Genomic DNA, 12,426 nt, shown 5'->3' with positions numbered 1-12,426 from the left:
GGTGTCACGCACGTGCTTGTTATAGCCTAGCGTGAAACCTGTGACTGATGCGACTCAAGTGACAAATATCAAAACTTTTAACTCGATAGACGAATGAACGCCCAGCGCACGGGGCACATGGGCGTCATAGAGGGTGTCCGGGAAAGTTTTACCCCCGGCGGCCGATCTGGGCAGAACGCTCGGCACACGCTCGCGTGGCTTTGAAGAACGCCGCGCGGAAACCGCTGGACTCCAGGGACTCAACTGCTGCGACGGTTGTGCCGGCGGGGGAACTGACGTTAGCGCGCAAAACGCTCGGCTCGGAGGAGGATTGCTCCATGAGGTCTGCCGCGCCACCGATTGAGGCGAGGGCGAGCGTGGAGGCCAGCTCCCTTGATAGCCCGAGGCTGACGCCCGAGTCGATGAGGGCCTCGGCGAGGAGGAACACGTAGGCGGGTGAGGAACCAGCGACAGCTGTCACCGCGTCCATGTCCGATTCGTCTACTACCACCACAATGCCGACGGATTCAAGGATCTCCGTGATGTAGTCCAGTTGTTGCTCGGTGGTGAAGCGTCCCGGCGCGAGGGCGGTCACCCCCTTGGAGATGAGCATCGGGGTGTTAGGCATTGCACGGAACACTGAGGTTCCTGCGCTGAGAGCCTCTTCGATTGTGGCGATGGTGATGCCTGCGGCCATGGAGACCACCGCGACGTCATCACCGATATCTTGTAGCGCGGGGTCCGCTAGAACGGATGCGACGTCTTTGGGTTTGGTACAGATGAAGACTGCGTCGGCGCCATCGACGACTTCTTCGATGGAATCCGATACCCCAACGTGATAGGTGCGGTGTAGATAGTTGCCGCGTTCGGGGCGGCGATTGACGACGCGGATCCGTCCGGGTTCGCGGCCGGCGGCAAGCAGGCCAGCGACCAGGGCTTCACCGATTTTTCCTCCACCAATGACGGCGATGTGTCCCATTAGTGAATCCCGGTGATCAGCGCGGGGCCGAAGGTTAGGACGGCACCAGCCAGAGCAGCGAGGAGCATGCTCAAGCGGTCGCGTTCGGTGCGCATAACGTGCACGATGCCGACGATTCCTGCGGTGGCCAGCAGCGCCAGAATCGGGGCGACGGGCAGCCCCATGTTGGCCCAGAGGTATTCGAAGCCCTTGAACAGGGCTGCACCCAATACGACGGCGATAGCCGACATGAGGATGACCGCGAGGATGGACACTCGGGCGCCGTCCTCAGTGTCGAGTGCTTCGGTGTCGCGCTCTTCGGAACTGGTGTCCCCAGCGTCGAACAGCGGATGCCCCTCGGCAGCCTGAGCGGTTTCCGTGCGCTCACTGGATGCAAACAAAGCCGATACTGCAGGCACGGCTGGGCCAGCGGGCTCTGCCGCAGGCTTAGCAGAGGGTTCTTCAGCAGGCTTGGCAGCGGGCTCTGCCGCGGACTTGACCTCTGGCTGGTCTTTAACCTTCGGGATGACCTTGGTTTCGTCGGCAGCAGGCGTAGGCTTGTCCGGCTTGGCTGCAGCCTCGTCAGCCTTCTCGGTCTTGGCCGGCTTGTCGGCCTTCTCAGCGTTGCCAGCATTGTCCGCATCCTCAGGCTGCGCTTGTAATGCTTCTTCCAGTTCGGCGTCGAGAGGAACAGAAGTGTGGCGCGGCTGCTCCGGAACACTATCAACCACCGGCAGATTACCGGTCAACTCCGCGACCGACACGCCGCCTTCCTCAAGGCTGCGCCGGCGGCGCCGCGGACGCGACGTCGTCTGCTCACCCCCTTGGCGGGCTAGCAAATCCGCAACGCTGAGTTTGCCTTCCTCACTCACTTCTTCCGTCCTTCCTTCGAGCCTTGAACCTGGGTGTCCAAAGCGACACCCGTTCCGGCCAGTTCGGTCATTTCCGCCATCGCCGCGGTATCAATCCTGCGGAGGATCACACCTTCACGCAATGCCCACGGACAAATCTGAAGCTGTTCCAAACCAAGCGCACGCATCGCGGCCTCGGCGACAAGAGCGCCAGCAACGATCTGATGTGAGCGTACAGCACTCACGCCCTCAAGTTCGGCACGATCGGCCGCAGTCATGCGAGAAATAAATGCAATCAGCTGACGCAGGCCCGGCGCGGTCAGAGTCCTTGTGACCCGAGGCCCAGCAGACGACGGTGCCGCACCTGTGAGCCGGGCGAGGGTCCTGAACGTCTTAGAGGTGCCGACGGCCAGGTCCGCGCGGCCACAATTGCGCATTGCGCGGGCTGGTTCCACCAGTTCGGCGTCAATGTAGTCGCGCAGGATGTTGACCTTTTTGCGTTCTGGCGGGTCGGTGTCGAACCAGTTGTGTGTAAGCCTTGCCGCACCCAGGTCGAGTGAGAATGCGGCGTCAGGGTTTTCGTCAGTTCCTGTCGACAGCTCCAAGCTTCCGCCGCCGATGTCAAGGTTAGTGATGCGGCCTGCGGACCAGCCGTACCAACGTCGCACCGCTAGGAATGTCAGGCGGGCTTCGTCTTCACCGGACAGGATTTCGAGCCGCACTCCGGTTTCCTTCTCAACAGTATCGAGGACATCGTCGGCGTTGGTGGCTGAGCGAATAGCGGAGGTGGCGAAGGGCAGCAGTTCTTCGCAGCCCAGCTGTGTGGCCAATTCTCGTGCTTCGCCTACGCCGGAGACCAGCTTGGATACGCCTTTGTCGTCGATGGCTCCGTCTTTGTCGAGGAACTCGACGAGTTTCATGGTGGTCTTCCAATCGCTCATGGCGGTGGGGTGGCCACCGGGTTTCGCATCGACCGCCACGAGATGGACGGTATTGCTTCCCACGTCTAATACACCTAATCGCACACGTCAAGGGTAGACGCTCTAGGGTGTAGAGGTGTGAATCGTGAAGTGTTTCTTGGGTTTCCGGCGAATTCTGCCGCGGGTGCGTCGATCGCCCGGGGTGATGAGCTTGCGCCGGATTTCCCCACGGAATGGTTCGAATTTGTTGATCCTGAGGACCCTTTGCACACGATTACGGTGAATGTGACGTGGCTGGAGTCTCATTTTGCGTGTGGGTTTGGTACTGATCGCTGTCGGGGTATTGACGCCGCGTTGCCTTCGGTTGGCTGTTGTAATCACGGCGCATTTTTGTCAGATGAGACCGACAAGGAGCAGTTGGACGATGCAGTGGCGCGGATGCCGCTAAAGTTTTGGCAGTATGCTCAGTATGCGGAGCAGTTGGGGGCGGATCCTGCACCCGAGGACCCTTGTGAGCCGTGGCTCGAATGGGACGAGTTGGACAATGACGAGGGCGAGCCGGAGCCCGCGTTAAAGACTCGCGTGGTTGATGGTGCCTGTATTTTTGCTAATCGCCCGGGGTGGCCTACGGGCGCGGGGTGTGCGATCCACCAGTGGGCGTTGGATGTTGGTGAGGATTTGACGGTGGTGAAGCCGGAGGTCTGTTGGCAGTTGCCTTTGCGTCGCGTGGAGCAGTATGAGGATCGTGCGGATGGGGTGGAGATTTTGCGGACGACCATCACCGAGTATGACCGCCGGGGGTGGGGTGATGGTGGTGAGGATTTCGATTGGTATTGCTCGACGTCTCCGGGCTGTCACGATAACCCGGATCCCATGTGGATCAGTCATCGTGCGGAATTGGTTGCGTTAATTGGTGACGCCGCGTACGAGGTGTTGGCGCGTCACTGTGCGGCACGCAGTCGTGTGGGGGCTGCGTGTGTGCATCCGGCGACTGAGGCGGCGGGCAGGGCGACGACAATGGCCCCCGCGACGTCATTAGTGGATGGTGATGGTGTTGTTGAGTCCGCTCAATAGGATTGCTATTCGCACCGCTATCCAGCACAAGGTGCGTTTGGCGTTGACTGTGGTGGCTGTGGTTGTGGGGACGGCGTTTATTGCTGGTTCGATGCTGCTGACGCAGTCGCTTCGGGAATCTTTCGACACCATTGTTGATACTGGTGTGGAGGGTATCGATGTGGGTGTGGTGGGCAGTCAATTGTCCCCGCGGGGTGTGCCTTTGAGTGTGGTTGAGCAGCTGGAACGGCGCAGTGATGTTTCCGCGGTCAACATTATTGGTGATGGGCCGGGGGCTCCCTCTGGCACGAAGCGCATTGGGCAATCCACGTTGGTGATTACCGGCGCGGATGGCCGCCCGCTGCGCACGGGATCGTCCGGTGCGCATCCTTTTGCTTGGTACGGCGATGACACCGTGGGGCCGGTCCCGACGATTGTCGAGGGGCAGCCGCCGCAAGAACCGAACCAGATCATGTTGAATGAAAAGGCTGCGGCGCGGGGCGACCTGAGTGTGGGCAGCCCGGTGACGATTGTCACGAGCGCCGGCAAAATTGAGGCGTCGGTGAGCGGGATTTATTCCTCACCGAAGGACACGACGGGGTGGATTGGCGTGTATTTCACCCCGGAGCGTTACTTGGAGCTCTTCACGGATGGCTTGTATGCCCCACAGGTGGCGCTGAGGGCCCAGGGGGTCAGCCCCATGGAGTTACGCAACCGGTTGGGTTTGCAGTATCCCCTGTTGACGCCGTTGTCGCAGGAGCAGATTGCGGACAGGATGGGAAGCGAGCAGGCCACCAAGCTGGAGTTCATGACGTACCTGTTGGCGGCGTTTGGTTTTATCGCACTGTTGGTGGGTGCTGTGATTATTTCCAATACGTTCACAATGGTGCTGCGGCAGAGGCGGCGCGAGTTTGCACTGTTGAGGAGCATTGGGATTTCCTCGGGGCAGATTTCCCGCTCGGTGCTGGTTGAGGCTGTGTTGGTGGGGGCGGCTGGTTCACTGGTGGGGGTTGTGGCGGCTGTCGGCGTGGTGAGTGCACTGTCGTCAACGGTGGCCTTCTTTGGTGACGACTTGTCGGCGTTTAGTTTCCACGTGACTAAGCAGGCGTTGCTGGTTCCGATGGCTGTGGGGGTTGCGGTGACTGTGTTGGCGGCGATCGAGCCGAGCATCAGGATCGGTAGAACTGCGCCAGTTGATGGGCTTCGCGGCACCGAGTCCCCTGCCGATTCGCGTTCACGGGTGCGCCCACTGTTGGGTGTTGCGGCCCTGTGCTTTGGTATCGCCGCCACGATTGTTGGGGCGTGGGCGACCGCTGCGGAGGGGCGTGAGTTAACAACGGGCTATCGTTTGGGCATTGTTGGCGGCGGCGCTGTGGCCTTCGTGGTGGGCTTGGGATTGTTGGGCCCGTCGATCACCCGGGGGGCCTCGCCTGTGGTGGGTTGGTTGTTCCTGCCCCACCTTCCGCCCTCGTGGGCTGCGTGGCTGTCGCGTCGGCGTCAAGGGCGCAAGCCTGCTGGGGGCAAGCACCGTGTGGCCGCGCGCGGCCAGCGCCCCATGGCGCGAGCACGACGGGCGGTGGTTCAGCTAGCGACCAACAACAATGCCCGAAACTCCAGGCGCACGGCGTCGACGTCGTTGGCTTTGGCACTCGGTGTAGCGTTGGTAGCGTGCGTGAGCACTTTGGGTGCAACCACTCGGGCTAGCATCGCCGGTGTTGTTGACACGTCGGTCAAGGCGCCGCTGGTTTTGGATTCTTTGGGTTCCAGTGGGCTTGCGGGCAGCACGAGTGCCTTTTCCATTCCCAGTGAGGCGATCGCTGACGTGGATCGGCTCCCGCAGGTCACCAGGACTGGCACTCTGATGTATGCGCCGCTGCAGGTCAATAACTGGAATAACGCCACCACCACTGTGGTGTCCACCAATCTGTCGCCCTTCATCGACATGGGCATCAAGAAGGGTTCCTCGCGCTTCAATGGCCGCCCCGGCGCGATGGTCTCGACGACCTATGCGAAAGAAACTGGCCTGCAGGTTGGTGACTACATCCCGCTCCGCCCCATGGACGGCCAACCTGGTAGCGGCATTGTGGTGCCGGTGGTAGGGATTTATTCGGAAACCAACCTCTTTGGCCACATTGTGGTCAATTCTGCTGCGACGAGCCGGGTTTTGCCCGACCCCCAGGCCTACACGCGAAAAACGACCTACATTGATCTTTCTGACGCCGCGTTGGCTGATCTGCAGGGCACCCGCGGCGTCATCGAGGATGCGGTGTCTTCTTTCCTCGTGGTTGAGGTGAAAACCAAGCAGGAATACCGTGGCGCGTTGGGCACGCAAATGAACCAGATGCTCTACATCGTGTACGCCTTGTTGGCGCTGGCGGTGCTCATCGCTTTGATGGGGATTACCAACACCTTGCTGCTGTCTCTGAGCGAGCGCACTCGCGAGCTGGGTATGTTGCGTGCCGTGGGGTTGCATCAGCGCCAGATTCGCCGCATGGTGCACATGGAAGCCGTGCAGATGTCCATCCTCGGTGTCGCTTTGGGCTTGGGCATTGGGCTGTTTACCGGGTGGGCTGCAGTCAGCGTGCTGCAGTCGCGTGGTTTGGGCGAAATGACTATCCCCTGGCTACAAATCGGTGTGCTGGTGGTGGGCGCCATCGTCACCGGTGAGTTCGCCGCGTGGATTCCCGCCCGGCGCGCCGCGAAAACCCCGCCTTTGGAAGCGATTTCTCACGACGGCTAGACAGCTCGCTGTTTAAGCGTTGGGGTTCAGGTCTCGAATTTGTAACCCAAGCCGCGGACGGTGATGAGGTGCTGCGGCTGCGATGGCTGCGGTTCAATTTTCGCCCGCAGGCGTTTGATGTGGACATCCAGTGTTTTGGTATCCCCCACGTAGTCCGCCCCCAACGAACAGAAAATACGCCCCCACGACGAGACAGCCGGCGATGAAACCACCGCCGGCTGCACATGCAAAAACTACACTACTTAGCACCTTGAGCTGCAACAGCGGCGGCACCAGCTGCGGCAGCCTCCGGATCAAGGTAGGTGCCACCGGGGTTAGTCACCTTGCCATCAGCATCAAGCTCGTAGACCAGCGGAATACCCGTCGGAATGTTCAAAGCGGCGATGTCCTCATCAGAAATACCATCAAGGTGCTTAACCAACGCACGCAAGGAGTTACCGTGAGCCGCAACCAACACGGTCTCGCCACCAAGCACGCGAGGAAGGATCTCAGCCTCGAAGTAGGGCACGAAACGCTCCACAACATCCTTCAGGCACTCAGTGGAAGGAACAACATCAAGGTTCGCGTAACGAGGATCATTGCTCTGCGAGTACACAGAGGTCGACTCCAGCTCCGGCGGCGGAGTGTCGTAAGAACGACGCCACGCCATGAACTGCTCCTCGCCGTACTTATCCTTCGTCTCAGCCTTATTCAAGCCCTGCAGCGCACCGTAGTGACGCTCGTTCAAGCGCCAATCGCGCACGACAGGAATCCACAAACGATCAGCAGCATCCAACGCCAAATGAGCAGTGCAGATAGCACGACGCAACAGCGAGGTGTACACGACGTCAGGAAGGATATTCTGCTCCTTCAGGAGCTCACCACCACGCTTGGCCTCGCCCTCACCCTTCTGGGTCAACGCAACGTCAACCCAACCGGTGAATTGGTTGGACTCATTCCACTGGCTCTGGCCGTGGCGCAGCAGGATCAATTTTCCAGTACTCATGCACACCACCTTACTCCGCAACAGCGTCACGCACCCCCTGATAGACCTCCTCCAACGACACAGCAGTCTGCCGCCAGCTAAAGCGCTGAGCATGCTCATGCGCAGCCTCCGCCATCGCCAAACGACGCCCATCATCATCCAACAAACCCGCCAACGCATCGGCCCAATCCGACGGGTCATGCCCATCAACCAACACACCCGTCAACCCATCAACAACAGCAATCGGCAAACCCCCAACCCGAGCAGCAACAACCGGCGTACCCGTCGCCTGAGCCTCCATCGCCACCAAACCAAAAGACTCATTAAAACTCGGCACCGCCAACACATCAGCAGCCCGATAAATACTCACCAACTCCTCCGGCGGACGCGGCGACAAAAACCTAATCCTGTGCGCAACACCCAACTCCTCCGCCATCTCCTTATACTGCTCCGGTGCCGTTAGAGCACCAGAAGCCCCACCACACACCACCGCATACACACAACGATCACGATCCCGCGCCAACAACTGCGCCAACGCACGAATCAACACCTGCGGCCCCTTAAACGCCTGCAAACGCCCAACAAAAGCCACCACCCGCGCATGCAAAGGAATACCCAAATCCCGGCGCGCCTGCTCCGTCGCACGATCCGTACCCGGAGTAAACAAATCCACATCAGCACCCGGAGCAATCACAACCACACGAGCCCCCGCGGCGTCAGCATCATAATGCCGCACCAAATTGTCATGCTCCTCAATCGTGTTCACCACCAACACATCAGCATTATCCACAATCTGCTGCTCACAAATACGCCGAGCATCACTTTCCTGCCCATTATGCAAATTCTTCACCGCAGCCAACGTATGCGCAGTATGCACCCACGGCACACCCCACAAACGACGCAACAACCACCCCACCTGACCAGACAACCAATAATGGGAATGAATCACGTCATAATGCAGCCCAAAATCCTCCGTCGCCTGCACAATACCCCCCGCAAAAGCCGCCAACTGAGTCGGCAGATCCTCCTTATCAAGCCCCTCATACGGGCCCGCAACCACGTTAAACACCCGGAAATTCTCCGCGACGTCAACAACCCGACCCTGACTAGGCCGCGTCGCCCGAGTAAACACATCCACCTGCACACCCCGCCTCGCCAACTCAACAGCAGTCGAATAAACATAGACGTTCATGCCACCAGCATCACCCGAACCCGGCTGCTGCAAAGGAGACGTATGCATAGAAATCATAGCCACGCGCATGCACACCACCCTAAACCACCGACTCGACTAGACTCGTTTCGGGTTAACAAAGGAAAGGGCACTCCAATGACGGACACCACACACGCAGCGAACACAAACAGCAGGCCGTGGCTCCAGCACTACCCCGAATGGGTACCACACACCCTCGAATACGGCGACACCACCCTGCTCGACGTCTACGACAACAACCTGGCACTCAACGCGGACAAGCCAGCGACCTACTTCTTCGGCAAAACCCAAACCTATGCCGAACTCGACAAACAAGTCCGCCGCGCCGCCTCCGGCCTACGCGCCTTTGGTGTACGCCCCGGGGACCGCGTCGCCATCCTGCTACCCAACTGCCCCCAGCACCTCGCCGCGTTCTATGCCGTACTCAAACTGGGCGCCACCGTCGTCGAACACAACCCCCTGTACACCCCGCACGAACTCGAGCACCCCTTCAAAGACCACGGCGCACGCGTCGCCATCTGCTGGGACAAAGCAGCCCCCATGCTCGAAAAACTACGCGGAATCACAGATTTGGAAACCATCATCAGCGTCGACATGACGCTAGCGATGCCCAAAACCCAACAATTCACACTCAAACTACCCATCCCCGCCGTACGCAAAGCCCGCCAAAAACTCACCGGCGACGCCCCCAACACAGTGCCGTGGGAAATCCTCCTCGGCAATGCCATCGGCGGTGACGGACGCGACGTCACCACCCCAACCGACGTCACCGTCGACACCACAGCCCTCATCCTGTACACCTCCGGCACGACCGGTGTCCCGAAAGGCGCCCAACTCTCGCACGGCAACCTGTTCGCGAACATCCAACAGGGCAAAGCCTGGGTGCCCGGCTTAGGCGAAAAAGGCCAAGAAATTCTGCTGGCCGCACTGCCAATGTTCCACGCCTACGGCCTCACCATGACAGCCACCCTGGGCGTCTATGTCGGCGGCGAGATCGTCCTCCTGCCCGCACCCGACCTGCGGCTGATCATGAAAATCATGAAGAAGCACACCCCCACCTGGCTGCCAGGCGTGCCAGCCATTTACGAACGCATTGTTGACGCCGCGGAAGAAAGCGGCATCGATATCTCCGGCATCCGCAACAGCTTCTCCGGCGCATCCACCCTGCCCGTCCACACCGTGGAACGCTGGGAGCAATTCACCGGCGGCCGCCTAGTCGAAGGCTACGGCCTGACCGAAACCTCCCCCATCATCGTCGGCAACCCCATGAACGACGACCGCCGCCCAGGCTACGTAGGTGTGCCCTTCCCCGACACCGATGTGCGCATCGCCAACCCCGACAACCTAGACGAAACACAACCCTACGGTGTGGAAGGCGAAGTGCTGGTTCGCGGACCCCAAGTATTCCAGGGCTACCTCAACCAGCCGGAAGCCACCGAAAAATCCTTCCACGGCGAGTGGTACCGCACGGGGGATGTCGGCGTCATGGAAGAAGACGGATTCATTCGCCTGGTGGCGCGCATCAAGGAGGTCATCATCACCGGTGGCTTCAACGTGTACCCCCTTGAGGTGGAGGAAGTACTGCTCGACCACCCAGACATTGAGGACTGCGCGGTCGTCGGTTTGCCCCGCGAAGACGGCTCGGAAAACGTGGTCGCAGCCATCACTTTGGTAGAGGGTGGTGCTCTTGATCCTGATGGGTTGAAGGAATACTGCCGCGAATTGTTGACCCGCTACAAGGTTCCGCGGACTTTCTACCACTTTGAGGAGTTGCCTCGCGATCAGATGGGCAAGATTCGTCGCCGTGAGGTGCAGGAGCAGCTGGTCGCTCGCTTGGAAAAGAAGAAGCGCTAACCTGCCCGCGACCAGGGCTTTGGGAGAATAGAGGGGTGCTATTCTCCCAAAGAATCCCCTACACACCCCAACCTTGTGCAAATAGACCACCCCTAGACGCACAAAGAACCCCAGTACCCCCGTTTTGTCAGTGATTCACTAACAAACTGGTCCGCACCAGCTGGTCGGATCAGTTCCCTACAGGAGGCGTCGTCTGTGTCTTCAACGATGTCAAAGGCACGTACACGGTGCCTCCCTTCGCCTCAAATTCTTCCGACTTTTCCCGCATCCCTGCCTCGATAGCTTCAACGGAATCAAGGCCGTGCTCCGCGGCGTAATCACGCACATCCTGGGAGATTCGCATCGAGCAGAATTTGGGCCCGCACATGGAGCAGAAGTGGGCGGTCTTCGCTGGCTCGGCGGGGAGGGTTTCGTCGTGGAATTCGATCGCGGTGTCTGGGTCCAGCGCGAGGGCGAATTGGTCGTGCCAGCGGAACTCAAAACGTGCCTTGCTCAGCGCATCGTCGCGTTCCTGTGCGCGAGGATGACCTTTGCCTAGGTCGGCTGCGTGGGCGGCGATCTTGTAGGTGATCACACCGGTTTTGACGTCGTCTCGGTTGGGCAGGCCCAGGTGTTCTTTCGGGGTGACGTAGCACAGCATGGCGGTGCCAGCCTGCCCGATGATTGCCGCGCCAATAGCGGAGGTGATGTGGTCGTAGCCTGGTGCGATGTCGGTGGCGAGGGGGCCGAGGGTGTAGAAGGGGGCGCCGTGGCACCAGTCTTCTTCCCATTCGACGTTGACTGCGATTTTGTGCATTGGGACGTGGCCGGGGCCTTCGATCATGACTTGGCAGCCGCGGGAGCGGGCGATGAGTGTGAGTTCGCCGAGGGTTCGTAGTTCGGCGAGTTGAGCCTCGTCGTTGGCGTCGGCGATGGAGCCGGGGCGTAGGCCGTCGCCAAGGGAGAAGGTGACGTCGTAGGAGGCTAGGATGTCGCAGAGTTCGGCGAATTCGGTGTAGAGGAATGATTCGCGGTGTTCTTTGAGGCACCAGGCCGCCATGATGGAGCCGCCGCGGGAGACTATGCCGGTTACTCTGTGTGCGGCTAGGGGGATGTAGCGCAGTAGTACTCCGGCGTGCACTGTCATGTAGTCGACGCCTTGTTCGCATTGTTCGATGATGGTGTCTTTGTAGATTTCCCACGTTAGTTTGGTGGGGTCTCCGTTGACTTTTTCTAGTGCTTGGTAGATCGGTACGGTGCCGACGGGTACGGAGGAGTTACGTAGGATCCATTCGCGGGTTTCGTGAATGTCGGCTCCGGTAGATAGGTCCATGATGGTGTCTGCGCCCCAGCGGGTTGCCCACACCATTTTTTCTACTTCTTCTGCGATGGATGAGGTTACGACGGAGTTGCCGATGTTTGCGTTAATCTTGACGGCGAATTTTTTGCCGATGATCATCGGTTCGATTTCTGGGTGTTTGTGGTTGGCGCAGATCACGGCGCGGCCTGCGGCGACTTCTTCGCGGACTTCTTCTGGTGTGAAGCCTTCGCGTGCTGCGCAGAAGGCCATTTCTGGTGTGATGATGCCGGCGCGTGCCCAGGCTAATTGTGTGGGTACTTTGAGTTCTGGGTGTTCGCTACTCGCCGCTGCTGGGGCGGGTTTGGGCCAGCTGTCGCGGACTTTTTCTAGCCCTGTGTGTAGGTCGAGTTGGGGGTTTTCCAGGGTGTATGGCCCGGAGGTGTCGTATACGTCGAAGTGTTCGCCGTTGGTCAAATCGATGCGGCGGGCGGGGATGTTGAGGGTGAGCCCTTCGAAGTCCACTTGGTTGTAGATTTTGCGGCTGCGGTAGATGGGGCCTGTTGTCAGTTGCCCTGGGGCGGGTGGTGCTGACTTGGTGGATTGCTTGGTTTTTGGGAT

Annotated in this window: 9 protein-coding genes and 1 pseudogene; 3 read left to right on the top strand and 7 right to left on the bottom strand. The window is 59.8% G+C overall.

Annotated features, from left to right (window positions below; translation table 11 throughout):
- Positions 1-148: 148 nt before the first annotated feature.
- The 3 genes from proC to L1C91_RS04645 are packed head-to-tail and all read right to left on the bottom strand — an operon-like array spanning position 149 to position 2,813.
- Positions 149-958 (bottom strand): pyrroline-5-carboxylate reductase, encoded by an 810-nt coding sequence (gene proC / locus L1C91_RS04655; RefSeq protein WP_234858253.1) that lies wholly within the window; start codon positions 956-958, stop codon positions 149-151.
- Positions 958-1,809, bottom strand: coding sequence for a hypothetical protein (locus tag L1C91_RS04650; protein ID WP_234858252.1), 852 nt, complete (start codon positions 1,807-1,809; stop codon positions 958-960). The genes proC and L1C91_RS04650 overlap by 1 nt, the downstream gene beginning before the upstream one ends.
- Positions 1,806-2,813, bottom strand: coding sequence for a Ppx/GppA phosphatase family protein (locus L1C91_RS04645; protein WP_234858251.1), 1,008 nt, complete (start codon positions 2,811-2,813; stop codon positions 1,806-1,808). The genes L1C91_RS04650 and L1C91_RS04645 overlap by 4 nt, the downstream gene beginning before the upstream one ends.
- A 33-nt stretch (positions 2,814-2,846) precedes the next feature.
- Between L1C91_RS04645 and L1C91_RS04640 the strand changes: the two genes are divergently transcribed.
- Together L1C91_RS04640 and L1C91_RS04635 are read left to right on the top strand one after the other, a co-directional pair.
- On the top strand, positions 2,847-3,782 hold the full coding sequence (locus tag L1C91_RS04640) for a hypothetical protein (protein WP_234858250.1): 936 nt from the start codon (positions 2,847-2,849) through the stop codon (positions 3,780-3,782).
- Entirely contained in the window at positions 3,766-6,501 is a 2,736-nt protein-coding gene (locus tag L1C91_RS04635; protein WP_234858249.1) for an ABC transporter permease, read from the top strand. The genes L1C91_RS04640 and L1C91_RS04635 overlap by 17 nt, the downstream gene beginning before the upstream one ends.
- Positions 6,502-6,527: 26 nt before the next feature.
- On the opposite strand, the pseudogene L1C91_RS04630 reads toward L1C91_RS04635, so the two are convergent.
- From L1C91_RS04630 to mshA, 3 genes and pseudogenes are all read right to left on the bottom strand, one after another.
- Positions 6,528-6,662, bottom strand: a pseudogene (locus L1C91_RS04630) (winged helix-turn-helix domain-containing protein); the annotation flags it as partial.
- Positions 6,663-6,739: 77 nt separating this feature from the next.
- Positions 6,740-7,486: a phosphoglyceromutase gene (locus L1C91_RS04625; protein ID WP_020975495.1), complete on the bottom strand. Its 747-nt coding sequence runs from the start codon at positions 7,484-7,486 to the stop codon at positions 6,740-6,742.
- A gap of 10 nt (positions 7,487-7,496) precedes the next feature.
- A complete protein-coding gene (gene mshA, locus L1C91_RS04620; protein ID WP_234858248.1) occupies positions 7,497-8,726 on the bottom strand; it encodes a D-inositol-3-phosphate glycosyltransferase in 1,230 nt (409 codons plus the stop codon).
- 66 nt (positions 8,727-8,792) lie between these two features.
- On the opposite strand from mshA, the gene L1C91_RS04615 reads away from it, so the two are divergent.
- Entirely contained in the window at positions 8,793-10,529 is a 1,737-nt protein-coding gene (locus L1C91_RS04615) for a long-chain-fatty-acid--CoA ligase (protein WP_234858247.1), read from the top strand.
- Between the two features lie 169 nt (positions 10,530-10,698).
- Here L1C91_RS04615 and thiC read toward each other — a convergent pair whose 3' ends face one another.
- Entirely contained in the window at positions 10,699-12,426 is a 1,728-nt protein-coding gene (gene thiC / locus L1C91_RS04610; RefSeq protein WP_419178715.1) for a phosphomethylpyrimidine synthase ThiC, read from the bottom strand.

It is taken from the genome of Corynebacterium argentoratense, from assembly GCF_021491455.1.
GTDB lineage: Bacteria > Actinomycetota > Actinomycetes > Mycobacteriales > Mycobacteriaceae > Corynebacterium > Corynebacterium argentoratense_A.
Note: the sequence above shows the minus strand (reverse complement) of the source record. Positions and strands in the feature narration are given on the sequence as shown.